General features: G+C 70.2%; 13 protein-coding genes. 6 read left to right on the forward strand and 7 right to left on the reverse strand.

Translation table 11 applies throughout. The features are described 5' to 3' along the window. Positions 1 to 47: 47 nt before the first annotated feature. From ACFV6H_RS17280 to ACFV6H_RS17290, 3 genes are read right to left on the reverse strand one after another with little or no spacing between them, the layout of a single operon-like run. Positions 48 to 857, reverse strand: coding sequence for a hypothetical protein (locus ACFV6H_RS17280; protein WP_385542440.1), 810 nt, complete (start codon positions 855 to 857; stop codon positions 48 to 50). Then, positions 841 to 2,490, reverse strand: a complete 1,650-nt coding sequence (locus tag ACFV6H_RS17285; RefSeq protein WP_385542442.1) for a substrate-binding domain-containing protein — start codon at positions 2,488 to 2,490, stop codon at positions 841 to 843. The genes ACFV6H_RS17280 and ACFV6H_RS17285 overlap by 17 nt, the downstream gene beginning before the upstream one ends. Positions 2,491 to 2,504: 14 nt before the next feature. Further along, complete coding sequence (locus ACFV6H_RS17290) at positions 2,505 to 3,752, reverse strand: hypothetical protein (protein ID WP_385542444.1); 1,248 nt, start codon at positions 3,750 to 3,752, stop codon at positions 2,505 to 2,507. Between the two features lie 297 nt (positions 3,753 to 4,049). On the opposite strand from ACFV6H_RS17290, the gene ACFV6H_RS17295 reads away from it, so the two are divergent. Together ACFV6H_RS17295 and ACFV6H_RS17300 are read left to right on the forward strand one after the other, a co-directional pair. Further along, positions 4,050 to 4,874 carry an LLM class F420-dependent oxidoreductase gene (locus tag ACFV6H_RS17295; protein WP_385542446.1) on the forward strand — a complete coding sequence of 275 codons (825 nt, stop codon included), beginning with the start codon at positions 4,050 to 4,052 and terminating at the stop codon, positions 4,872 to 4,874. A gap of 16 nt (positions 4,875 to 4,890) precedes the next feature. Further along, entirely contained in the window at positions 4,891 to 5,322 is a 432-nt protein-coding gene (locus ACFV6H_RS17300) for a TIGR03668 family PPOX class F420-dependent oxidoreductase (RefSeq protein WP_385542448.1), read from the forward strand. 49 nt (positions 5,323 to 5,371) lie between these two features. On the opposite strand, the gene mug is transcribed toward ACFV6H_RS17300, so the two are convergent. The 4 genes from mug to ACFV6H_RS17320 all read right to left on the reverse strand — a co-directional run bounded on the left by mug (position 5,372) and on the right by ACFV6H_RS17320 (position 21,032). Beyond that, positions 5,372 to 5,980, reverse strand: coding sequence for a G/U mismatch-specific DNA glycosylase (gene mug, locus ACFV6H_RS17305; RefSeq protein WP_385542450.1), 609 nt, complete (start codon positions 5,978 to 5,980; stop codon positions 5,372 to 5,374). A 194-nt stretch (positions 5,981 to 6,174) separates the two neighbouring features. Then, positions 6,175 to 7,047, reverse strand: a complete 873-nt coding sequence (locus ACFV6H_RS17310; RefSeq protein ID WP_385542452.1) for a TauD/TfdA dioxygenase family protein — start codon at positions 7,045 to 7,047, stop codon at positions 6,175 to 6,177. Between the two features lie 87 nt (positions 7,048 to 7,134). After that, entirely contained in the window at positions 7,135 to 16,827 is a 9,693-nt protein-coding gene (locus ACFV6H_RS17315) for an amino acid adenylation domain-containing protein (protein ID WP_385542454.1), read from the reverse strand. Next, entirely contained in the window at positions 16,827 to 21,032 is a 4,206-nt protein-coding gene (locus ACFV6H_RS17320; protein ID WP_385542456.1) for an amino acid adenylation domain-containing protein, read from the reverse strand. The genes ACFV6H_RS17315 and ACFV6H_RS17320 overlap by 1 nt, the downstream gene beginning before the upstream one ends. 617 nt (positions 21,033 to 21,649) lie before the next feature. On the opposite strand from ACFV6H_RS17320, the gene ACFV6H_RS17325 reads away from it, so the two are divergent. From ACFV6H_RS17325 to ACFV6H_RS17340, 4 genes are all read left to right on the forward strand, one after another. Further along, a complete protein-coding gene (locus ACFV6H_RS17325) occupies positions 21,650 to 22,348 on the forward strand; it encodes a DUF6234 family protein (protein WP_385542458.1) in 699 nt (232 codons plus the stop codon). 118 nt (positions 22,349 to 22,466) lie between these two features. After that, complete coding sequence (locus ACFV6H_RS17330; protein ID WP_384978259.1) at positions 22,467 to 22,763, forward strand: hypothetical protein; 297 nt, start codon at positions 22,467 to 22,469, stop codon at positions 22,761 to 22,763. A gap of 254 nt (positions 22,764 to 23,017) precedes the next feature. Continuing rightward, a complete protein-coding gene (locus ACFV6H_RS17335) occupies positions 23,018 to 24,505 on the forward strand; it encodes an alanine racemase (RefSeq protein ID WP_385542460.1) in 1,488 nt (495 codons plus the stop codon). Further along, entirely contained in the window at positions 24,502 to 25,830 is a 1,329-nt protein-coding gene (locus tag ACFV6H_RS17340; RefSeq protein WP_384978264.1) for a pyridoxal-phosphate dependent enzyme, read from the forward strand. Before ACFV6H_RS17335 ends, ACFV6H_RS17340 begins: the two co-directional genes overlap by 4 nt. Positions 25,831 to 25,834: the final 4 nt, after the last annotated feature.

The following is a 25,834-nucleotide window of genomic DNA, read 5'->3' on the forward strand; positions in this document are numbered from 1 at the left end:
GCCCTCCGGCCTTCCCTGCCTCGTTCTCCGGCCTCGAACGACACGGCCTAGCGGAAGATCGCCATCGCCTGCACTTCGAGGACCGCGTCCTCGGCGTTCCAGTCCTGGACCTTGCCGAGGCAGCGTGCCGAGAAGGTGCCCTGCCCGACCTCGGTGCGCAGCCCTTCCGTTGCACAGGTGACCCGTACGTGCGGCCCTTCGGCGGGATTCTCCGGGTCGCCGTAGGGCGCCAGGAAGACCGTCGTCTCGGGCGATTCGGCGATCTTTCTGAACCGCCCTCTGATCAGCACGAAGTCGTCGATGTCCCGTAGCCGTACGGTCTGCCGCGAGGTGCCGCTACGGGACCCGGACCCGGACCCGGCTCCGGACCCGCCACCGGGCAGGGCGGCCAGCGCGTTGTCCAGCGCGCCGTTGCGTCTGACCGCCCGGTTGACGAGATCGACATGGACGATGACGTCCTTCTCCTCCAGGACGTCCATGATGATGCCGATCACCGAGATGGGCTCGGCCACTTCGAGGTACTTGCTGACGATCTCGCTGTTGTCGCGCTTGCCGCCGCCCGCGCTCAGCCCGAAGACCTTGGCGTGGACGCTCCCGTCCGTGCTGTCGCTGGTCCGCTGCTCCACCTCCTTACGGAGGGCCGCCGCGTAACCGCGCATCTGGTAGTGGTCCATGACGGTTCTGTCGTGCAGATAGAAACAGATGCCCGGGATGATCTTCTGCCCGCCGGAGCGCCGGCTGCCGAGGAGCCGGGAGAGCGTCAGCACGAGGAGCGCCACAAGGCCGGCCGCGGTCAGCAGCCAGACGAGCATCCAGGGCCACCGGATGGCCCACCAGGCCTCACTGATCACACCCACGTATCTCCTTGAAAGCGCTCAGGAGCGACTGGACGGTGGCGTCGGCCATCCGGCCGCCGGTCGTCCGTGCCGCCCGGTCCAGTGCCGCCGTGCCGGCCTCGCCGTAGCGGACGGTGTACGTGCGTACGGCGCGGACCGCGGGCGGCCGGGCCTCGTAGCGGCGGATGAAGGTGTCGAGATCGATCCCGGCGTTGTTCTCGCCGTCCGTCATCACCACGATGGAGACGGTCCGCCCGGGCTGCTCGCGGATCTCGTCGGAGACCTTCTCGTACGCGTGGTCGAGCGCGGACCAGACGGCGGTGGTCGGGCCGAAGCCGTCGGCGGCCACGAAGCCGCGCAGCCGGTCCAGGTCGCGCGGGCTTCCGTACGTCACACTCCGCTCGTCCAGTACGCGCCCGGCGAATCTCATGACGGTCAGCGACTCGCCGCGATAGAACCTGACGAACTTTCCGGAGCGTGAGTCGTCGCCGCCACTGAGACCGTCGAAGGCGGCGCGCAGCCGTGCGATGCGCTCGCCACGCATCGATCCGGAGAAGTCGAGCAGGAAGATCACCCGGGCGCGTCCGTCGCGCCGGGGATCGCCGTAGTCGGCGAGGAGCCGGTCGACCACCCGCTGGTCGTCCGGGAAGTACAGCGCGTTGCCGATGGGTTCGCGCAGCGGCGGAATGCGGGCCACCTCGGGATCGATCGGCCTGCGCAGCGTACGTTCCATGATCTTCTTCTGGACCGGTCCGCTCTTCAGCCACTCCACCAGCCGGTCGTATGCGGCGCGCTCGGCCGGGTCGAGCAGCAGCAGCGGATAGTCGGACAGCACCATGCCGTCCTTCGGATGGACGATCTCCAGCGGCTCGCGGAGCTTTCCGCCGCTGTTGAGTGTGAGCAGTTCGGACTCGTAGGTGATGAGGGCCTCCAGCTGGTCCTGGTCGCGTACGAAACCGTCGGCGAGCCGGGCGGAGGAGTCCTCGGCGAGCCGGTGTCCGGCGAAGAAGCCGCGCAGCCGGTCGCAGGAGACGTCCTGCGGGCGCAGTACGCCGCCCGTGTCCGCCGCTGCGGTCGCCACTCCGACGAGCGCGGCGAGACCGCTGTTGGCATGGCGAGGATCGGCCATGCCGAACCGCAGAGTGCCGTCGGCGGCGGCGTCCGCCACATCGGCCCAGGAGATCTGGCCGCCGGACGCGGTACGGCGCAGCCGCTCGGCCGTGGCGGACTTCATCCCGATGACGACGGGAGAGCGCATGACGGCGGTGGCCAAGGGCTGTTCGCCCTGGTCCCGGGCCGCCTTCTGCTTGAGCTGGAAGTAGCGGTCGGAGGAGAGCCAGGCGAGAGCGTGCCGGTACCTGCCCGAGGCCAGCGCGTCACTGGCGTCCACGGTGCCCCGGTACTCCATCTCCAACCTGATCCCGGTCTCGCGGCGGAGATCGTCGAGCAGCGGCTCCATGTCGGCCAGCTCCGAGCTGGCGAGTACGCGCAGCGTCACCGGCTCCGGGCCGCCCGTCGAGCATGCGGTGACGGCGGTGCCGAGCAGCAGCCAGGCCAGGCAGAGAGCGACAAGGCCCCTTGGCGAGCGTGCCGAGCGCGCCGGGCGCCGGGCCCTCGCCCGGGCACCGGCCTTCACCCGGAGACCGGCCCTCACTCGGGCACCGGCCCTCACTCGGGCGTCCCGGGCGAGGTCTCGGCGGCCGGGCAGCCTCCCACGATCGAGATCATCCGTTCCAGGTACCGGAGTCTGGGCATCGCCGAGCGGGTGTCGTCGCCCTCCACCGACGGGACCGGGATGTTCCGGTCCTCCAGGAACGTGGTGAGCTTGTCGCTCGCGACCTCCCCGGTGGGATCGAGGATCCGGAAGCCCAGCTCCATCGCCCGCTGACGCAGCTCCGGGTCACGTGTGATCAGATCACCGAGCCGGTCGCCCTCCTCGTTGAGCGCGATGAACTGAGGCTGTGTCACGAACTGGGTGGACGGATAGAGCAGGACCCGGTCCGAGTCCAGCTTCCCCGACTCGGCCTGGTACTGCGCCTGGTACGTGAGGTACTGGTGCTCGTACGCCACCACGACCGGCGCTATGCCCATGCCCTCGGGCGAGATATACGTACGGAACACATCCGTGCCCGGCAGGCCCTGGTCCATCAGAGGCTTGATGGCCCGCCCGCGCTCGTCCGCCTCCCGGTCGGTGTCGGGCACCTCGTCCGCCGTGCCGTGCCAGGTGAAGGCGACCAGTCCCAGATAGGTTCCCGCAGAGTTGGAGTCGCAGACGTCGGAGCTCTGGACGACGATCCGGTTCTCGTTGCTGATCCCGTGGCTCTGGATACCGAGCTGGTTCCACCGCTGCTCGCGCTCGATGCGCGTCAGGAACTTCCGCATGTCCAGGACGTAGTAGAGCGGCCGGCCAGGCCCGGAGCCGTGCTGCGCGGTGGCGATCCCGGCGTCCTCCAGCGTCTCGGCGTACGCGCGGTAGGTAGGGAGCACGATCGGGCTGACGAACGGCCGGTGCACCTTCGCGTATCCGTTCGTGGCCGCTCGCTGAGCGGTGATCAGATCGCCGGCAGGCTGCCCGGAAGGGAACACGAAGTCGTACGAGGAGATGTCCTGGATGGCCACCTCGCGCGAGCCCGAACTGGTGATGTGCACGCGGATACGGTGTTTCAGAAGCAGCCGCTGGACGTCGGGATCCTCGAAGAAGTCCCGTTTGGAGGCCATCTTGCCCTTCAGCGTGACGATCCGCTCGAACGGCAGCAGGATCTTCCCGCCTGCGGCCAGCAGAGTCACACCGGTCAGCACGGCGGCCAGCAGAGGCAGGAACACGACGAGGAAGCCGCGCCGCATCCACCAGGACGACGACGGCCGCCGTATCTCCAGCCATGGCTCCCCGACGACAGATCTGTCCCCGATGACCACGGACGCCCTCCCCGCTGTCCCCCCGCCACGGTCATTTACAGCATTTCGCGCCCGGACGACAGGACGGGTGAACGGTGGACCAATCCACGGTGAACAGCTCGACCGTGGGGGGATCTCCGTTCCACCCGTCACGTTCGGTGATAGCCCGATCGGGTGAACGGACTGTTGTGGCGAGTCCGATCGGGGTAGCTGGCCATGGACCGCGACCGCGTGCGCGGAAACGCGCCACTCGGAACGCACTATTCGGAACACAGCACTCGGAACACAGCACCGGGAACCCGAACCGAAGGAGCCGCAGTGAAGTTCGGTGTATCGACCTTCATCACCGACCAGGGCATCGCACCGGCCGCGCTGGGACGCGCCGTCGAGGAGCGAGGGTTCGACTCCCTGTTCATCGCCGAGCACACCCATATCCCGGTGGAGCGACGCACACCGTATCCGGACGGCGGCGAGATGCCGGAGATGTACTACCGCACGCTCGATCCGTTCGTCGCGCTCAGCGCCGCCGCCGCGGTGACCGAGCGGATCCTGCTGGGCACCGGCATCGCACTGGTGGTGCAGCGGGACCCGATCATCACGGCCAAGGAGGTGGCCTCCCTGGACCTGGTCTCCGACGGACGGATGGTCTTCGGGATCGGTGCCGGCTGGAACAAGGAGGAGATGGAGAACCACGGCACGGATCCGCGCACCAGGGGCCGTCTCGTGGACGAACGGCTGCGGGCCATGCGGGAGCTGTGGACGGAGGAGAAGGCCGAGTTCCACGGGGAGTTCGTCGACTTCGATCCGGTCTACTCCTGGCCGAAGCCGGTCCAGCGCCCTTATCCGCCCATCTATGTGGGCGGTGGCGAGGCCGCCTTCCATCGAGTGGCCGCCTTCGGTGACGCCTGGCTGGCCAACAGCTGGCCGCCCGAGGAGCTCGGAGCGATGATCGCCCGGATGCGGAGCGTCGCGGGCCGGGACGTGCCGGTGACCGTCTTCGGGGTGTCGAAGGATCCGGAGATCATCGAACGGTACGCGCACGTTGATGTGGACCGGGCGCTGCTCTATCTGCCGACGAAGCCGGAGGCCGAGACGCTGGCGTACCTCGATCAGCTCGCCGATGTCGCGGAACGTTTCCGGTGAGCCGCCAGGAGCCGCAGTGCCGGAGATGACGGGCGGGCAGGCCCGGGAGTGCTTCGTCCGCTCCCGGATCGCCCGCCTCGCGACCACCGACGCCTCCGGCCGGCCGCATCTGGTGCCCATGGTGTTCGCCCTGACCGGCGATACGGTGGCCTTCGCCGTGGACCACAAGCCGAAGCGGTCGGTACGGCTGAAGCGGCTGGCCAATATCCGCGCCCACCCGGAGGTCTGTCTCCTCGTCGACGGCTACGACGAGGACTGGGACCGCCTGTGGTGGGCCCGCGCCGACGGCACCGCCTCCGTACTGCCACCGGCCGACACCTCGACGGTGGCGGCACGCTACGTACGCCTGCTGACGGAGAAGTACCACCGGCAGTACGCCGACCGCCCGCCGGAGGGCCCGGTGGTGGAAATCACGGTGACCCACTGGTCCGGCTGGCACGCCACCTGATGCCATCTGACGCCTCCGCCCGGCTGGGCGCGGTGGGAGCGGCGGGCGCTCAGGACCGGTTGGGGAACGGACCGTTGCCCAGGACGGCCGAGCGGTCGGGTAGACCGGTGGCGATACGTAGTTTGGCGAACTCGACCGCCAGGGCCGAGGGCGGGTAATGGGCGTTGAGTCCGCTGGGATTGGGCAGCACCCAGACTTGTGTGGTGCCGATGGTGAGGGACTGGCGGCCTACGGTCGCGTCGGGGGCGTCGAAGGCGGCGCGGTAGCCGGTGACGCCCAGGAGGGCGAGCCAGGCCGGGCGGCGGGCGAGTACCAGTTCGCGCAGATGTCTGCCGCCTGCTACATACTCCGGCGCCGTAAGTTCGGCGGCGCGTGCCGTCGGTCTGTGGACGATGCTGGTGATGCCGATCCCGAGGTCCAGCAGCCGGTTCTCTTCCGCGGCGTCGATCAGCCGTGGTGTGAAGCCCGCCCGGTACAGAGCGGGCCACAGCCTGTTTCCGGGAGTGGCGAAGTGATGGCCCGCGACGGCGGAGGAGAGACCGGGATTGATCCCGACGAGCAGGACCGTGAGATCGTCGGCGATCAGATCCGGCAGACGGGTGTCACGCGCGGCGTCCAGCTCGGCGCGCGTCGGGCGATGTCGTGGTGTGTCGTTCATCGGGTCTGTTTCTCCCACACGGCCGTCGGGCGCGTCCAGGAACCGCTGATGGGCGGCTGTTCGGTGTGGTGGCCTCGGTCCCATCATGCCGAGGCCGAGGCCGAGGCCGAGGCCCGCCGGTTCGTCACGGCGGGCCCCGGCAGAGGCACGGGTACGGGTACGGGCACGGATATGGGTACGGGCGCGAGGCCCGCTCAGCCCTTGAGCGGACCGCCGTTGATCGCGACCCGCTGGCCGTAGCGCGTGAACGGGTAGTAGTCGTACGTCGCGTGGTGCTGCACACAGCGGTTGTCCCAGAACACCAGTGTGTTGGGACTCCACCGGACGCGGCAGGTCAGCATGGGTCGGCTCGGCACCAGATTGAACAGCATGTCCAGCAGCGCCCGGCTCTCGTCCGGCGAGAGCTGCGGGATACGCGCCGTGTAGGCCTTGTTGACGTAGAGCAGCCTGCGGTCGGTCTCGGGATGACGTACCACCAGCGGGTGTTCGCTCTTCGGCGCGACATATCCCGGCGGCGGCGTATAGCCCTGGAACGCCACGAGTCCGTCGTGCACGGCGGTCAGACCGTCCAGAAAACCGCGCAGAGCGGGCGACAGCATCTCGTAGGCCAGATGCATATTGGCGAACAGCGTGTCGCCGCCGCTGCCCGGCTCCGGTATACGGGTGATGTAGAGCATCGAGCCGAGCGAGGGCTCCGCGTCGGCGGTGCCGTCCGCGTGCCAGCCGTTGCCGGCCACATTCGCCGCCTCGGGCGTGGTGCTGATCTCCAGGATGTACGGATCGCCCTCCGGTGGCGGAGGATTCACCGGGCGCAGTTCGCCGAAGTGGCCCGCGAAACGCTTGTGCTGCTCCTGGGTGAGGATCTGGTCGCGGAAGACCAGGACATGGTGGTCGAGGAACGCCGCCTTCAGATCGCGCAGTTGCTCGTCCGACAGCTCCTGCGAGAGATCGACGCCGGAGACCTCGGCGCCGATGACGGGAGTGAGGGAGTCGACCGCGAGGGTGGTGTACTCCCTCCGGGGCCGTGCCGTGACGCGCTCGACGGCTTCCAGTTCGTAACTCTCCACGCGGTTCCTCCTGTGGTGGAAATGGGACAGGTGCGGGTACGGGTACGCGGCTCTGCGGCCCGTGGGCCGGCAGTTCGGCGCTACAGGTCAGCGGGGCTCGGCGATGTGGTGCGACACCGCGTTGATCGCCGTGGCCACCGTGTCCGCATGAGGCGGCCGGACGATTCCGTAGTGAGTGGTGTCGAGCCGGTGCCAGGCGCTCGGTTCCGGGAGATGGGCCCGCCACAGCGCGTGCTGCTCGTCCGGTGATCCCAGCGACGGCAGGCCCGGCACCGGCCGCTCCGCCAGCCAGAGGTGGCTGGGCGTGGTGGCCAGCGGCCGTATCCGGTGGACGGTCATGCTGCGCAGATTGGCCCGGCAGCACCGGGCGAGCCGTTCCGCGTAGGCCCGCGCCGTCTCACCGGCCGACGCCTGTCCGCTGTGGCCCAGCTCGTTGGCGAACACCGCCTCGAACTGGCTCTCGTCGTACGTTCCGAAGAGCGCGCCGGAGCCGGGCGGCGGTGGATCGAGCAGATGGAGCGCGTCCGCGGGCCGGCCCGCCGCCTCCGCCTCTGCGGCCATCTCCATGGCCACCCAGGCGCCGAACGACCATCCGGCCAGTTGCCGGTGCCAGGTTTCGTCGGGGAAGCGGGCGCGCAGGGCGGTGTGGTAGCGCCGGGCTCGCTCGGCCAGTGTCCAGGGCGGCAGTCCGGAAGTCCCTGGTCCGGGAGTCCGCAGTCCGGGATCGGCGATAAGACAGACGGTCAGGCGTGAGTCGAGCGCCGACACCAGTGACCGGTACGACTGGATGTCGCCGCCGACCGGATGCACCAGACACAGCACATCGTACCCGGTGCCCTCCTGCCAGACCTCCAGCGGAATGTCGTCCTCGGTCGCCGCCGACCTCGCCGCTGACCCCGCCGCCGACCCGGTGTGAGGCGTCGCACCGAGCTGGGCCAGGATCTCGGTGAGCGAGACCCGGTGGCTGAGCCAGGACAGTTCGAGTTCGACATCGAAGTGCCGTTTGACCTCGCTGATCAGATCCAGCATGGTCAGCGAGTCGGCGCCCAGGTCGTAGAGCGGGACGTCCGGGTCGAGACGGTCCACGCCGAGCCAGGCACGGAGCCAGTCGGTGAGACGTTCGGTCGCCGTGCCGGTGCCGGTGCCGGTGGCGGCAGCCCGCGAAACCACGGCCCTGCCTTCGGTCGTGACCTCGCCGGGAGCCGCGGTCCCGGCAGCAGCGGTCGTGGTCTCGTCCGACATCGTGGCGGACCCGGCGTAGAAGGCCCGGGACTCGTCCAGGGCGGTGGTCGAGACGAGGAGCTGTGGCAACCGGAGTCCGAGGGCTCGGCCGAACAGCCGCTTGCCCTCGTCCACGGTCAGACCCACGGCGAGATGCGCCTGATGACGGGCGTCCGTCCGCAGCGCGCGCACCGCCATACCGGACTCGCGCCATACGTCCCAGTCGATACCGATCCGTACGGTGGTCTCGCCATCGGTCCCGCCGTCCGCCTCGGCGACCGTGGTCCCGGTGCCGTGGGACCGGTGGTGGGCGAAGCCGTCGAGAAGGCCGTTGGCAGCCGCGTAGTCGAACTGTCCGACACCGCCGAACAGCGCCGACATCGAAGAACAGTAGACCGCGACCGTCGGCCGGTACTGCTCGATCAGCCGCTCGACCAGCAGTGCGCCGCCCAGCTTGGCGGCCGTCGCCTCCCGCATCGTGAGGGCGTCACGCCGGACGATCAGACCGCCCGCCGCGACACCGGCCGCGTGGATCACGCTGTCGAGCCGCGACGTCAGACGGGCGATCCGGGACATGATCTCCTCGGGCGGCGACTCGGCCAGATCCGTTTCGATCAGTTCGATCCGGTCGGCCCAGGGCGCCAGCTCCTCCGGAAGCCGTGCCCGTCTGGCCAGCAGCAGCACCCGGCCGTCGGTCCGCTCCAGCAGCCAGGCGGCGGCACCGGAACCGATACCGCCCGTACCGCCCAGCACCAGATGGACTCCGTCCCCGGTGGGCAGCGGCGAGGCGGAGACACCGGCCGAGGACACCGGCAGTGTGATCTGCTCCCACCAGAACCCGTGCCGCAGCGCAAGCTGTCTCGGCAGCGCCGCCGCAGGACCGTTGGCGGCGTCGGCGCCGGTATCCGTATCGGTGGTGGCCATCAGCGTCGCCAGCGCGGGCGCCCAGTCGGCGAGACCGGCGCCGGGAAGGTCCAGCCAGTGGCCGTCCAACGGGCCTTCCTGCGGGGCCACTTCGCTGATCCCGGCCAGCAGGCCCAGTTCCGGGCGCTGTACGGAGCCGTCGACCGGTCTGGCCCGGTACGACAGCCACCAGGGCCGCAGCCGCGCTCTTCCCGAGCCGTCGGCCACCGCCTGCACCAGCGCGGCCGTTGTGTCCAGGCACGCCCAGCGGGCGCGAGCCACCGAGCCGGGACCGACCGGTCCGTCGACGGTCAGCGGCAGCGCGTGCAGCCAGTCGATGTCCTGCCGCGCCACCTCTGTCCGTGTCCCCGCGCCCGCTTCCGCCAGCGCGTCGAGCAGGAGGCGCAGCGATACGGGATCGGCCGGATCGACCTCGAAGACATCATCGCCTCGCCGGGCGAAGGCATCGGCGGCGCTGACCCGTACGACCCGGTCGTAGACCGCCTCGAAGGCATGGACGGTGGGCAACTCGGCCGGACGGTCCGTCATCATCACCAGCACACGTGGCACACGCGATACACGCGACGCGGCAGCGGCGGCCCTCGGAGCGGCATGGCGTAGCCGTACCCAGTGCGGCTGGTGCAGCCAGTCGGCCTCCGGAAGCCGCCGAGGTCCTTCCGCGTCCACCGGGCCGGTGCCCTCCGCCGACTCCGCCGCGCGTACGAAGTCGTAGTCCGCCAGGTCGAAGGCGGGCGCCGGGAAGTCCCAAGGCGCCTGCGCGGGTCCCGTCGGCCAGTCGATCCTCCGGCCGGTCAGCCATGCGGCGGCGAGGTCCTCCGCCGATCGGTCCGTCGCCAGGATCGTTGCCGGGAGAGGTATGGCGACCGCCGTCGTCGCCGCCGTGTCGTACGACGTCCAGTCGCTCCGCAGCCACTCCACGGCGGCGCCCGCGTCCGGGCAGACCGCGGCGATCCTGTGGCGGCGCGCCGGACGGCCCGCCTGGAGATGGCGCAGCACCTTCCCGTACTCCTCGGGACGGGCCGTCAGATAGTCGGCGATCCGCGTGGCGTCCGCCCGCAGCCCGGCCTCGCTGCTGTTCGAGAGCACCAGACAGGGCACCGCGGCGGCCGACGGCCCGGTCGACTCGCCCGGCTCCATGCCCGGTCCGTTCGCCTCCAGAACCATATGCGCGTTGGTGCCGCCGATACCGAAGCTGCTCACCGCGGCCACCCGGTCCCGGCCGACGGGCCAGGGCCGCGCCCGCGTCGGGATGTAGAACGGCGCCGGATCCGGTCCGATCTGCGGATTGAAGGCATGGAAATCGGCATGAGGCGGGATGAGACCGTGGTGGACGGAGAGGACGGCACGTACCAGTCCGACCACGCCCGCCGCCGCGCCGAGATGACCGATCTGGCTCTTGACCGAGGTCAGGGCGGTACGGCCGGACTCCGCCACGCCGAACGCCTGGCGCAGCGCGCCGACCTCCACCGGATCGCCGAGCCTGGTGCCGGTGCCGTGCGCCTCGACATAGCCGAGGTCGGCGCCGCTCCGGCCCGCGCGCCGCAGGGCGGAGCGGATCACCTCCCGCTGGCCCGGGAGCGAAGGAGCGCTGTAACTGAGCTTGTCGGAGCCGTCGTTGTTCACGGCCGAGCCGGTGATCACCGAGTAGACGGTGTCGCCGTCGCGCCGGGCCCGCGCCAGAGGCTTGAGCACCACCACACCGACACCGCTGGCCCCGATCGTGCCGCTCGCGTCGTCGCTGAACGCCCGGCAGTGCCCGTCCACGGAGAAGATGTGCTGAGGTCGGTAGCGGTATCCGTCGGTCAGCTCCGTGTCGACCAGCACCCCGCCCGCCAGCATCACGTCGGCGTCGCCCTGGCGCAGCAGCGCGGCGGCGAGATGGACGGCGACCAGCGAACTGGCGCAGGCCGCCTGTGCGGTGAAGGCCGGGCCGGTCAGCCCGAGATGGTAGGCCGCCTTGGTCGCGAGGAAATCCTTCTCGTGGTGGAGGGCCAGCCGGAAGCCGTCGGGCAGCCGCTCCGGATCCGCCTCGCGCAGCATGGCCTGGAAGTAGGTGCTCTCACCGGCTCCTGCGATGAGCCCGACGCGCAGTCGGGACGGATCGCCGATCCCGGCGTGCGCCAGCGCGTCGGAGCAGCTCATCAGCAGATGCCGCTGCTGCGGATCCATCAGCCGGGCCTCCTGGCGGCTGATGCCGAAGTGGTCCGGATCGAAGGCCAGCAGCCCGTCCATCTGGCTGCGCGCGCCGACGACGCCGTCCGGAGCGTCGAAGTGCTCGATACCGCGCTCGCCTGCCTTCACCATCTCCCAGAACGCGGACAGATCGGCGGCGCCGGGCAGCCGTACCGCCATGCCGATGACGGCGATCGGCTCGTCCGCCGCGCGGGTACGGTCCGTACGGTCCTGGGCGGTGCCGGTACGGTCCTGTGCCAGTGGCGTCCGCACCGCCGCCCGCCCGTCCAGGAAGCGGGCCAGCGCGCGTACCGTCACATGCTCGAACAGGTCGGCGACGGTGAAACGCAGACCCAGTCCGGTGGTGCAGCGCAGGTGGAAGCGCATCAGTCCCAGACTCGACGCGCCGGCCTCGAAGAAGGTCTGGTCGGGGCCGATGGACGAGCCGGTCACCGCCTCGAACGCCTCGGACAGCCGGGCCTCGCGCTCCGACAGCGCGGGCAGGGCGGCGGAGCTCCGGCGCAGGTCCTCACCCGGTGCCCGCAGGGCGGCCTTGCGGTCCAGCTTGCCGCTGGGCGTCAGCGGCAGCGCCGTCAGCCGCCGGAAACGGCCGATCCGTATGTACGGAGGCAGCAGCGGGACCAGATGGGCCGCCAGCGCCTCGGCCGTCGGTGTCTCCGCCGCCGTTTCGCCGCGGAACTGGAGGCAGGCCACCAGCTCGTCACCATCGCGTACGACCACGGCGTTGACGATTTCCGGATGCCGCAGCAGGGCCGCCTCGACCTGGCCCAGTTCCAGCCGGTGCCCGCTCAGCTTGATCTGCTGGTCGTCGCGGCCCGTGTAGTGCAACAGGCCCTCGCGGTCGAAGTGCGCCCGGTCGCCGCTGCGGTAGAACAGCCCGAGTCCGGGCAGCTCGACAAAGCGCGTCTCGTTGAGCGCCGGATCGCCCAGATAGCAGCGCGCGGCCATCGTTCCGCCGATCAGCAGCTCACCGGTGCGCCCTGGCGGTACGGCCTCGTCCGCCTCGTCCACCACCCGTAGCACCGCACCGGCGACGGGCCGGCCGATGGCCGGGCGCTCCGGCCACCGTGCCGGATCGCCTTCGAGACAGAGGGCGCTGACCACATGTGTCTCGGTCGGGCCGTAGTGGTTGAACAGCCGCGCTCCGGGCATGCCCGCGAACCAGCGGCGGATGGCGTCGGTGCAGACGAGCTGCTCGCCGGCGGTCACCACCTCACGCAGCCGCGAGGGATAGCGGCCCAGATGGACGGCGTGCTCGGCGAGGAGCTGGAGCGCCACATACGGCATGAAGACACGCTCGATGCCCGCCGATTCGAGCTGCTCCAGCAGAGCCGGAGCGTCCTGGCGCCAGCCGGGCCGTACGAGATGCAGACATCCGCCGCCGCACAGCGTGCCGAAGATCTCCTGGAAGGAGACGTCGAAGGAGAGCATGGAGAACTGCTGGGTGGCGGCGGGCGCCGCCAGACCGCCCGATTTCGTCTGCCACTGGAGCAGATTGGCCAGCGTACGGTCGGACACCCGCACGCCCTTGGGAGTGCCGGTGGAGCCCGAGGTGAACAGGGTGTAGAGCGGACGGGCGCCGAGGTGCGGCGGTACGGCGGGTTCGTGGGCCGGTCCGTCGGCTGGTCCGTGGGTGGGTCCTCCGGCCGGTTCTCCGGCGGTCGACAGGGTGACGGTGTGGCGTACGACTCCGCCCGGATCGACCGTGTCGAACGCCGTCCCGGCGCCGGGCGGGAGCAGCACGCAGAGCGGCTCCACCTGCGCCAGGATCTGACGCAGCAGGGCGGGCGGATAGGACGGATCCAGCGGTACGGCGGTCAGATTGAGCCGGGCCAGCGCCAGGAGCGCCACGACATGCTCGACCGAGGGCTCGAAGTACAGCGCGACGGCGCACGGGCTGTCGTGCTCCTCCGGCAGCGGATGCGCCGCCCGCAGTTCGGCGGCGAGGGCCGCCGCGTACGCGTCGAGCCGGGCGTAACCGACCGCGCCGTCATCGGTCATCAGGGCCGGTGCGTCCGGAGTCAGCGCGACCTGTCGTGCGAAGCCGTCGGCCACCGTCGTCCAGGCCGGATCGGCCGCCGCGCCACGGCCGTGGTCGGGCAGAGCGCTCCGGTAGGGCGCCGCCAGCTCGGCGGGCGTCGCCGTACCTCCGTCGGCGAGCAGGTCGAGACCTCGCAGGAACAGGGCGGACATCGCCTCGGCCTCGGCGGCGTCGAAGTGGTCGTCGGCGTACTCCCACAGACAGTCGAAGCCGTCCGCGTGCTCGACCACGGAGAGCGTCAGCGGGCACTTGGCCTCGTCGGGCGCCCACCACAGTGGTCGGGAGGCACAGCCGGGCAGCGCCAGTGCGGCGAAGTCGGTGTTCTCCAGGACGAAGAGGAAGTCGAACGGAGCCGTGCCGGTGCCTGTGCCTTTGCCCGTACGAGTACCTGCGCCCGCGCCCGCACTCGCCTCCCGGTCGGCCAGCACATCGGCCAGCGCCACGTCCTGCCGCTCCAGCACCTCGCGCGCACCGGCGCCCAGACGTAGCGACTGGGCGCGCAGATTCTCGTGCGGTGCGACGGTCAGCGGCAGCAGGACGGTGTTGGCGAACATGCCGACGCTGGCGCCGAACTCCTCCACCGGCCGGTTGGCCACCGGTCCTGCCACGCGCGGACGCGTCAGTCCGGTCACTCCGTACAGGCTCCAGGCGAAGACACCGAGCAGCAGCTGAAAGCGCGTCAGATCCAGCTCGGCGCAGAGCCGGTCCACGGTGGCGCGACGGGCGGCGTCGAGCGAGGTGTGCAGTAGCCGTCCCTCCGGCAGCCGACCGTCGGCGAAGGGCCCGGAGCCGGTCGGCGGCAGTGGTTGCGCCGCTCCCTCCAGACCGGCGTAGTGGGCGCGCAGCTCACTGAGCTGGCTGAGATAGGCGGGCCGGGAGAACCAATCGGTCTGCCAGATGGCGTAGTCGAGCGGAGTGGGAGCCGGTGCGGGTCCAGGTCCGGCCGGTGCGTCTGTGTCTCTTTGGGCTGTCGCCGGCGCTTCCGCGTCCCGGAGAGCCTCCGCGTACTCCTCCGACAGATCCCGCAGAAGAATGTTGACCGACCAGCCGTCGACCGCGATGTGGTGCAGAAGCAGCAGCAGGACTCCGCCGCCGTCCTGCGGCAGCCAGCTCGCCCGCAGCATCCGGGACCGCGCCAGATCGAAGCCCTGGGCGAAGAACCGGTCGGCGAAGTCCCGCTCGGCGAAGGCCCGTCCGCCCGTCCCGTCGCCAACGGCCTCCGGGTCCGGTTCGGTCCAGGGATCGTACGGCTCGCCCACCACCTGGAGCAGTCCCTCGGGCGCCGCCTCGAAGGCGGTACGCAGCGCCGGATGACGCTCCACCAGCCGTCGCAGCGCGCGCCGCAGCGCCTCGGCGTCGACGGCGCCCGTCAGCCGGAAGGCCAGTCCCACGTTGTACGCCGTGGAGCGCGGTGCGCGCTGTTGCAGCAGCCACAGCCGCTGCTGCTCGCTGGTGGCCGGTGCGCGACGCGCTCCCGACGGGGCCGCGGGCGTCGGATACGGCGAGTCGCCGGAGGTTCTCGCCCGGTCGATCGCGTCGGCCGTCCCGGCGAAGTCGCCGTGGAGGACGAGCGACTGCGGCAGTTCGCAGCCCCAGCGCCGGCGCACCTCGAAGCGCAGCCGCAGCGCCTTGAGGGAGTCGCCGCCGACGGCGATCCAGCGGTCACCGGGCCGGAGTCCGGGCGTACCGAGGATCTCTTCGGCCAGGGCGAGCACCTCGCGCTGCCGGCCGGTAACCGCCGTCTCCTCCTCGGCCGCTGTCCGTTCCTCCGCGTCCGGGCGCCGCCAGAGCCGTACGTCCAGACGCAGCAGGGCGGCCTCGTCCACCTTGCCGTTGGCGTTGCGCGGGAGCGCGTCGACGCGATGGATATGGTGAGGTCGCATATAGGCGGGCAGCCCGGCCGCGAGATGGCGGTCGAACTCGTCGAACGGCAGATCGTCCCCGAACACCACATAGGCCAGCAGCTCGTTCGGCCCGTCCTCGCCGTCGCGGCGGGCGCACACATATGCCTGCCGTACCGCCGGATGCGCCACGATCCGCTGTTCCAGCTCGCCGGGCTCGATACGGAAGCCCCGGACCTTCACCTGGCGGTCCGCCCGGCCCACGTACGAGATGAGGCCGTCGGCGTCCGCGCGTACGAGGTCGCCGGTCCTGTAGTGGACCTGCCGGCCGCCGTCGTACCACGGGAGCCGGACGAAGCGGCGCTCGGTCTCCTCGGGCAGATTGCGGTAGCCGGCCGCGAGACCGTCGCCGGAGAGCAGCAGTTCGGCGACCTCGCTGGGCGCGGCCGTACGGTTGGTTCCGGGCACGACCAGCAGTGTTCCGGTGTCCGGCAGCGCCCGTCCGATCGGCACCACGCTCCCGTCGAAGTCACGGGCGATGGGATGGGACACGGCGAAGGTGGTCGTCTCCGTCGGACCGTACACATTGTGGAGCTGGGTCGTACTCGACACGTTGTGGCGGTACCAGCGGCTGATCAGACGGGCGTTGAGCCGCTCGCCGCCGATCAGGACCTGGCCGACGCCGGCGAAACAGTCGGGCACGGTCTCGACCACCGCGTTGAACAGGGCCGTCGTGATGAACAGCGTGTCGATGCGCAGCCGCAGCAGTGCGGCGGCCAGTGTGTGCGGCGCCTGGACGGTCTCGTCGTCGAGGATCACACAGCAGCCGCCGGTCAGCAGCGGCACCCAGACCTCGAAGCTCAGCGCGTCGAAGGCGGGATTGGACAGACAGGCGAACCGGGCGCCCTCCGCCGGCCGGACATAGCCGGGCCGGGCCAGTCGCAGAATGCCCGCGTCCCGTATCTCGACGCCCTTGGGACGGCCCGTGGTGCCCGAGGTGTAGAAGACGAAGGAGACCGGCGCGCCCGTGAACGGCGGTTCCTGCGCGCCCTGTTCATCCGGTCCGGCCGCGAGCAGCGTGTCCACCGGCAGCGGTCGTATGCCTTCCGGCAGACCTTCAGACAGACCGTCCGGCACGGCCTCGGAGTCCGGCACGGCCTCGGAGTCCGGCACGGCCTTGGAGCCGGGCGCGGTCCCGCCGTGGATCACCGCCACACTGCCCGAGTCCGTCAGGATGTGGCGGAGCCGCTCCGGTGGGCTCTGGGCGTCGAGCGGTACGACACGGGCGCCCAGCCGCAGGATGCCGAGCATGGCGCAGACCAGTTGCCAGGAGCGCGGCAGAGCGACCGCGACCGCCTCGCCCGGCCGTACACCGTCGCGGCGCAGCGCATGGGCGACCGAGGCGCCGGCGGCGTCCAAGGCGGCGTAATCGAGCCGCCGTTCACCGTCGCTCAGCGCGGGAGCGTCCGGAGTGCACAGGGCCTGTTCATGCACCGCGTGTGCCAGGCCGGTGGCCGTGGCCGGGGGAGTGGCGGCGAGGCCGGTTGTTCCGGATCGCATCATGCCTCCAGTGCGGCGGACGGACGGGCCGGCTGTGCCGCTGCGCCCGGCGGTACGGCATCGGACTCTCCCGCGCCCGGGAGTGCCGTCGGCATCCGGGCCAGTTCCGCCGCGATCAGCTCCGCCACTCGCGGCACCTCGTCGCTCTCCAGCAGATCCCAGTGCCCGCAGCCGACCGGCTCGACCACCAGACCGCCGCCTGCACGCCGCTCCCAGAAGGAGGCGACCGCGGATCCGTCCTCGCCGTCCTCGGTGGCCTGTACGAACACCAGCCGGGCGGGCGACACCGGGACCTCGTAGTCACGGGCGGTCATCCGGTTGTGGTTGTAGATACGGAAGTACCGGTCGATCTGGTCGTCCTCGATGCCCGGATACATCCCGTTGAACCTGACCAGCTTCTCGCGGAACTCCGATGACTCGACCGGCGCGATCGCGGCCCGCTGCGCCGGATCCTCCGTCCCGTAGGTGTCGAGCAGGACCACGCTCACCCGGGAGTGTCCGGCGAGCGTCAGCAGGCGTCCCATCTCATGAGCGATCAGACCGCCGTACGAGAGCCCGCACACGACCAGCGACTCGTCGGGCCGTGGATCGACGGCCTTCAGATACTCCCGCGCCATGGTCTCGATCGTCGGCAGCGGAGTCTCTCCGGCGTTGATACCGGGCGACTGGATGCCCTGGACGCCGATGGACTCGGGCAGCGCGGCGGTCAGGGAGAGATAGCAGAAGGCGGTGCCGCCCGCCGGATGGACACAGATGACGCGCTGCCGCCCGTCGCCTTCCCGGAACTCGATCAGATTGCCGCCGAGCGGATCGCCGTCGCGTGGATTTCCGTCGGTCCGATCGCCGTCGGTCCGTTTGCCGTTGTGCCGTCCCGACGTGCCCTTCCTGAGCCGTTCGGCCAGGGCCTCGATCGTCGGATGCAGCATGATGTCCCGGATCGGCAGAGTCTCGCCGAACTCCTCACGGACGGCATGGGCCATCTTGATCGCGGAGATCGAGGTGCCGCCGAGGTCGAAGAAGTTGTCGGAGACGCCGACAGCCGGATGGAGCAGCAGCCTCCGCCAGATCCGGTAGAGCGCCATCTCTACGTGGTCGCGCGGACTGGCCGTATTGACCTGGTGGGCGGGCAGCGCGGACCGGGCCAGCTCCAGCAGTGCCGCGCGGTCCAGCTTGCCGCTCCGGCTCAGCGGCAGACGCGGGAGTTCGACAAAGACCGCAGGGATCATATAGTCGGGCAGCCGCTGCGACAGCGCCGTACGCCACTCGTGCGGCGACCTGGTGGACCCGGCGACCGTGCCGGACCCGGCGACGGTGTCGCCCCGGCCGATTCCCGCCACCAGACGCGGCTCGCCCGGGCCTTCGCGGTCGGCCATCACGGCCGCCTCCCGTACACCGGGCAGCGCCAGCAGCGCCGCCTCGACCTCGCCCGGCTCGATACGGAAGCCACGCAGTTTGAGCTGGTCGTCGCGGCGGCCGGCATACTCGGCGTTGCCGTCGGGCAGCCAGCGGGCCATGTCGCCGGTGCGGTAGACGTACTCGCCCGGTACGAAGGGATCGGGCAGGAACCGTTCGGCCGTCAGATCCGGCCGGTGCAGATAGCCGCGCGCCAGACTCGCGCCACCGACGAAGACCTCGCCCGCCACTCCGACCGGTACGGGCCGCAGCCGCTCGTCCAGCAGATACAGCCGGGTGTTGTCCAGCGGGCGGCCGATCGGACACTGCCGGTCGCGAGGCTGCGGATCGTCGTAGGCGGTGGTGTAGAGCGTGGTCTCGGTCGGCCCGTAGCCGTAGCAGATACGCAGTCCGGGCAGGGCCTGCCGCATCCGGTACAGCGCCGACTCGGGCAGCGATTCCACACCGGTCAGCAACTGACGCAGCGCCAGTCCCGCCAGACGCGCGCCGGGATCCTCGTCGATCCACTTGACGTAGGAGGGAGGCAGGAACGCCTGGGTGATCCGGTGGTCGCGCAGCCAGCCCATCAGCGCCTCGGGATCGCCGCGCAGCTCGTCGGGGACGATGTGCAGCACGGCGCCGGTGGTGAGAGGCATGAGGATCTCGTGCACCGAGGCGTCGAAGCCGATGCTCGACCAGAACGACGCCGGCTCGCCCGGCGCCGCGCCGAACCGCGCCAGCCAGTGGCCGAAGAGATTGGTGACACTGGCGTGCGTCACCGCCACTCCCTTGGGCCGGCCCGTCGAGCCCGAGGTGTAGATGACGTAGGCCAGATGCGACGGCCGGACCGCGATCCCGGGAGCGTCGTCGCGCGGCCCTTCCGCCTCGACCGCGGCCAGATCCTCCCAGCCCTCGGGCGGTACGTCGGCGTCGCTCAGCACCAGAGCCGGTACGGCGTCCTCCACCATCGCGGCGAGCCGCTCGGGAGGCTGACCGGGATCGAGCGGCAGATAGGCGGCGCCCGACTTGAGGATGCCGAGGACGCCGACCACCAGAGCCGTCGACCGTGTGGTGTGCAGTCCGACCACCTGGTCGGGACCGGCGCCTCGGGCGATCAGGGCGTGCGCCAGACGGTTGGCGCGCCGCTCCAGCACCGCGTAGTCGAGCCGTTCCTCACCGCAGACGAGGGCGGGACCGGTGGGACGGGCACGGACCTGGGCCTCGAAGCGCTCGACCAGGCTCTCGGGCAGACCGTCGACGGGGCCGTCGACCGGGCCCGCGGGCAGGCTCTCGACCGGGCCGTCGACCAGGCCCGTGGGCAGGCTCTCCGGCCGGGACGAGGGCCGTCGGGTGCTCTGCCCGACACCGCTCCACTTCGTCAGCAGCTCTTGCTGCTCCCGCGCGTTCATGAGCGCGAGATCCGCGACCGCACGGTCGGGCTGCTCGGCCATCTGCCGGAGCACCCGCGTCAGATAGCCCGCGTAGCGCTCGACCGTCCCGTGGTCGAACAGGGCGGTGGCGTAGTCCAGATCGCCGACCACACAGCCGTCTTCCTCCAGCAGCGCGAGCGCCAGATCGAACTTGGCCGGCGCGTGCGGCACGGCGAGCGGTTCCACCTCGATCTCCGCCAGCTCCAGCCGCCCTTTCAGCGGCGGAACCCAGGCGAACATGGTCTGGAACAGCGGAGTATGGGCGGTACTGCGCGGCGGTGCGACCAGTTCCACCACACGCTCGAACGGCAGGTCGACATGGTTGAGAGCGCTGCGGAGCGCGGTACGTACGCGTGCCAGCAGCTCGGTCCCTGTCGGCGAGCCGGACAGATCGGCGCGTACCGCGAGGCTGTTGACGAAGAAGCCCATCAACTCCGAGACATCGCCGCGCCTTCGGTTCGCCGTGGGAACTCCGACAACGATGTCCGACTGGCCGCTCAGCCGTGACAGCACCACGGACCAGCCGGTCAGAATGGTGGAGTACAGCGTGACGCCGTGCCGTCGGGCGAGGGCCTTCAGCGCCGCGGTGAGATCGGCGCCAAGAGACAGCCGTACCCGGCCGCCGTGGAAGTCCTGCTCGACCGGTCGCGGCCGGTCGGTCGGCAGTTCCAGAAGCGGTGGCGCGTCGGCCAGATTCGCCGTCCAGTACGCGGCCTGCGCGGCGGGCTCGTCGCCGGACATCCACTGCCGCTGCCAGCGGGTGTAGTCGGAGTACTGCCAGGTCAGCGGCGCAAGCGCGGGCTCCGTCCGCTGCTGGAACGCGGTGTAGAGCGTGCCGAGATCCCGGAGCAGGATGTCCCTGGACCGGCCGTCGAAGACGATGTGATGCACGGTCAGCAGCAGAATGTGGTGGTCCGCGCCCAGGACGAGCAGCCTGCCGCGCGCCAGCGGGCCCCGGCTCATGTCGAATGGCGTGAAGGACTCCTCGCGCTGCCGGACGGCAAGGCGAGCGTCGACGTACTGACAAGCCGTCAGATCCTCCACCGTGAGGGCGAATCCGGTGTCCGGCGGATCGATCCGCTGGTACGGCTCATCTCCCGTGGACACCAGCCGCGTGCGCAGCGTCTCGTGCCGCGCGACCAGCGCGTCGAGCGCGCGGACCAGTGCCGCGCGGTCCAGCGGGCCGCGCAGATGGAAGCCCATCGGCTCGTTGTACGCGGTACTGGCGCCCTCCAACTGCGCCAGTACCCAGAGCCGTTGCTGCGCCCATGACAGCGCCGGAGGCGTTCCGCTTTCCGTCGGCGGCCGGTCCGACGACGGTCCGTCCGTCGGCGGCCCGTCCGTGGTCGCAACCGGTACCGCGCGAGGCGGTGTGGTGGTCATGCTGTGAGAACCGCGTATCGCCGACAAGACCAGCCCTTTCCCCTGGGGGAGGCTCAGTACGGAGTTGGGGATCACCGTGAGGCGCCATCGTCCTGGGACGGACGGGCGCGGACATCGTTGTCACGCCGAGAGGCCGTGAGGGAGCAGTGAGAAGCACTGACTCGGGCGGGATCGACCTTGATGCGGATGCTCGCGAGGCTGTCCGAGGTCGGTGTGGTTCCAAGGTCGGTGGGAGAGGGATGTCTTCCGTCTCGTGTCCGGTCCGGCCCGCTACGGGACCGACGGCCTACGCTGCTCCTCCTCACCACGCCGCACGGGCAGGCTCCCCGGGCCGGCCGATCCAGGTACTGCACAGGGCGTCTCAACCGCGGACTCTCGCCACTCGACCAACTAGCCTGCTCAGCACGCGAGTTGGTCCACTCGCGTCCCTCGCGTCATTCCGCATCACGCTGTTGATGATGATTGGACAACTCTTCAAGGCTGTCAATGGCGGCTCGGCTCAGGACAGTTGGCCGGATACCGCGCATGATGCCCGGACGGCGGCGGGAGCGGCACGGCTTGATCTCGGTTCGGCGTAGGGCGGCGTGGAGCGCGACGTTCCGTACGAATGTACGACCATGGCCTGGACTCCTGGTTCCCGTATACCGTCTCCGCCGCAGGACAAGCGGCGCCGGAATCCTTCGAACACCCGCGGCGACTGGTTCGAGGGCGGCTGTCTCGGTCTGCTCATGCTGCTTCTTGAGGCGCTGTTCGCGCTGATGCTGGGCGTGGTGCTGGGGCTGCGTACCTGGTCCCGGTCGAGTGCGTACGCGAACTCCAAGGTGCGCGTCGCGACGCCGCCGATGGACTGGGTGCCGACGCTCTGGACCGCCGGATTCACGCTGGCCGTGCTGGCGATCGCCATCATTTTCCTCCGCGCGGCGCATCCGTTCGCCGGGTCGCTCCAGCTTCTGGTCGCGGCGCTCGCGCTGTGCGTCACGGTCGCCGTCTGGCACGACTCGTACGAGCGTGCCCATCCGGCTCCGCTGCCGCCGTGTCCGACGCAGGCCGGAATACCCTGCGCTCCGGAGGATCCCGCGCCCTCGCCCTCCTACGATCCCGGGCGTTCGGGACAGCAGTGCCGCAGCGGCGGCGACAGTCACGAGTGTGTGGGCGGGCAGCGGCGGCCGAGAGGCACCTCCGTGACGATTGCGGCATCCCGTACGGGTGCGTGTGCCCGTGTAGGCCATTCGATACAGCCCGAGACCTCGGCCCGCAGCGCCGGAACGGCCTGTCCTGGCGCGGGCAGCGGGCCCGCGGTCCGCGCGCGGCGGTAATCCGCGCGTAACGGAGAACTGCGGGACCGCGCCCGGAAGAGCAGTATTGAGCCACTGGCGCGAAACACCACAACCGCGCGGCCCGCATCGAGGGACCACGGGAGAAAGGCAGGGAGCCATGACCACCGCACACGCTCCTCATACCGACCACCCGCACCACCACGGTGAGGGCTGTGGGCATGTCGCCGTGCCGCACGAGAGCCATGTGGACTACGAGCACGACGGCCATCTGCATCGCGTCCACGCGGACCATGTGGACGAGTGCGAGCCCGCCCGGCACACCGCTCACAGCGAGCATCCGCACCGCCATGGTGAGGGCTGTGGGCATGTCGCCGTGCCGCACGACGGCCATGTCGACTACGTTCACGACGGCCACCGGCACGCCGGCCACGACGGGCACTGGGACGACCACTGAGCCCATGTCCCACCCGGCCCGGGCCCCCGGCCTTATGTCCCGGCCCTATGCCCCGGCCCGGCCTCGGCTCCCGAAGCGAGTCGCTCCCACTGGCGGAGCGGCTCGCTTCGTACGTACGGGCCGCCGCGCCCGCCGGACCTCCCGGCCTTCCCCGGCCTTCCTCGCCGACACGGCGCGTAAGGGCTCCCGAAAAGGGAAATGAATGTCGCTTGTAATGAGGACGGCGGGCCGGCATGTCCGTATGAGGAGGTCTTATGAGCGCTCTGCCTCTGTATCCGGAGCCTCTGTATCTGGAGCCGCGCACAGAGCCACGCCTGGCGGCGCTGCTCCAGGCGGAAGACTTCACACGCTCGCTCGTCGACGCGCTCGGGTCGCCGCTCGGTGTGGTGCTCCCCGATCAGCTGGCCGACAACGCCGAACGCTTCCGTGCCACATACCGGAAGCACCGGCTGGGCGGCCAGATCTGGTTCGCCCATAAGGCGAATCGTTCCTGCGCACTGATGCGCCGGCTCGCCGCCACCGACGCGGCCGTGGACGTCGCCTCGGTGGGCGAGTTACAGCACGCCCTCGGATCGGGATTCACTCCAAACCGGATCATGGCCACCGGTCCCAAGAGCCCGGAGTTCCTGTGGCTCGCGGCCCGTACGGGAGTGACCGTCCATGTCGACGGACGCACCGAGCTCGACGCCCTGGCGGAGATCGTCCGTTCGTACGCGCTGCCTCGGGTACGGATCCTGCTGCGGCTGTCCGCGTTCGGGACATCCGGAGTGAAGGTGCTGAGCAGGACAAGCCGCTTCGGCACTCCGGTCAGTGAGCTCGACAGCCTTGTGCAGGCCGTCGAACGGCATGACGACGCCGTCGAACTCCTCGGCGTGGGCTTCCACTTGGACACCACCAGCGTGGCCGAGAAGGCCGTGGCGCTCGAAGGCTGCGTCAGGGCGCTGGACACGCTGCGCGAACGGGGCCTGAGACCACGGGTGGTGGACATCGGAGGCGGCTACGGCGTCAACTACCTCGCCCATCAGGAGCAGTGGGAACGGTATACGACCGAACTCACCAAGGCGGTCCTGGGCCGGCGCCCGGCCCTGACCTGGCGCGGCTACGGATACGGCCTCCGCGACGACGCGGGCACCTTGCGCGGTTCGCTCGGGCTCTATCCGGGATACCGTCCGGTCGCGGCCGAAGGCTATCTCGACGCACTGCTGTCGGCTTCCGCTCCGTCGTTCGGCGGCCGGACGCTGTCCACCGTGCTCCTGGAGAATCTGTACGACCTCTACACCGAGCCCGGCCGGGCCCTCGCCGACCAGTGCGGGCTGACGCTCGCGCGCGTCCTGGACGTACGGCGCACCGAGGCCGGGGAGCACCTCGTACGCCTCGCCGCCAAGGCCGACGACATAGGCCTTGAGGACCATGGAATCGTCATGGACCCTGTTGTCATCGGGCGTGACGGGGGCAGCGTGACCGACAGCGGCGACGCGGTAGGGGTCTATCTCGCGGGCAGCCTGTGTCTGGAAGCCGATCTGATCTCGCGCAGGATGGTCTTCCTGCCGCGCCTCCCGAGCCCCGGCGATCTGCTGGGCTTTGTGAACACCGCCGGTTACTGCATGGACTTCCAGGCCAGCCGGGCACAACACCTCCCCGTCGGACGGAAAGTGGCCGCGTGGCGGGACGGCGACGGCAACTGGCGATGGAGTCTGGACGAGCAGTACTGGCCGACGCTGTGCCAGGAGGGCAGGGCATGAGGTACGACAGCATCACCCAGGTCATCGGCAACACGCCGCTGGTACGCATCGATCCGGAGGTGCACGGCCTGCGGCACATCGACCTCTACGCCAAACTGGAGATGCTCAATCCCTTCGGTTCGGTCAAGGACCGGGCCGCGTGGAACATGGCCCGTCCCGGCCTCGCCACCGCCATGGAGCGCGGCAGCCAGCTCGTGGAACTCTCCAGCGGGAACACGGCGAAGGCCCTGTCGGTGATCGCCGGGATGCACGGGCTGTCGTTCAAGAGCGTCACCAACCGGATGCGGATCCCGGAGATCAAGGATCTGCTGCTTCTGCTGGGCGCCGAGATCGAGGAACTGCCGGGACAGAGCGAATGTCTCGACCCGACCGACACCGAGGATCCGCTGACGCTCTTCCACCGCGCCCTCTCCGATCCGGACAGCGCCTATCTGCACACGGACCAGTACTTCAACGCCCGTAACACCGAGGCACACGCCCTCGGCACCGGCCCGGAGATCGTGAAGGACCTGGACGGACGCGTACCGGACTGGTTCATCGCGTGTGTGGGCACCGCCGGCTCCTCCACCGGTGTCGCCAGGGCGCTGCGCGAGCACGACTCCCGGGTCCGGGTCGTCGGGCTGGTCGCGGACAAGTCGGACTTCATACCGGGCATCCGTACCATCGACGAGGTGCACGAGGTCGGTCTCTTCGATCCGGCGACCTACGACACGATGGAGCCGGTCACCGCCGACGAGGCCATCGACGGAATGCTCACACTGGCCCGGCGCTGCGGCATCCTCGCCGGGCCCACCGGAGGAGCCGCCTACTTCGGGACGGTGCGCCAACTGCGGGCCGTCGACGCCGCGTTGACCGACGGCGATGAGCGCCAGGCCGCCGTCTTCATCGTCTGCGACCGTATCGAGAGCTATCTCAGCTATGTGAAACAGCGCCGTCCCGAGCTGATCGGTCTCGCCGCCCGTAAGAACTCACTTCTCGATGTGTCCGCCGCCGAGCTCGCCGCCGTCGTGACCGTCGGAGCGCGGGAGGCGCAGGAGTGGATCGCGCGGGAGCAGCCTCTGGTGATCGATCTGCGCAGTCCGTCCGCGTATGCCGCACTGCATATCGAGCACGCGGTCAATATCACCGACGAGCTGTTCGCCGAACTCGTCCGTGGCGGTCTGCCGTTCAGCAGGCGCAAACCGGTTCTGCTGACCTGTCCCGTCGGTGACAGATCCGCCCGGTACGCGGCGCTGCTGAGCCGGATGGGCCACACCGACGCGCGCAGCCTGGACGGTGGCATCATCGCCTGGCGCGATGCCGGCGCTCCGCTGGTCAGGGAGTGACGCG

The sequence above is a fragment of the Streptomyces sp. NPDC059743 genome, from assembly GCF_042732975.1.
In the GTDB taxonomy this organism is placed as follows: Bacteria; Actinomycetota; Actinomycetes; order Streptomycetales; family Streptomycetaceae; genus Streptomyces.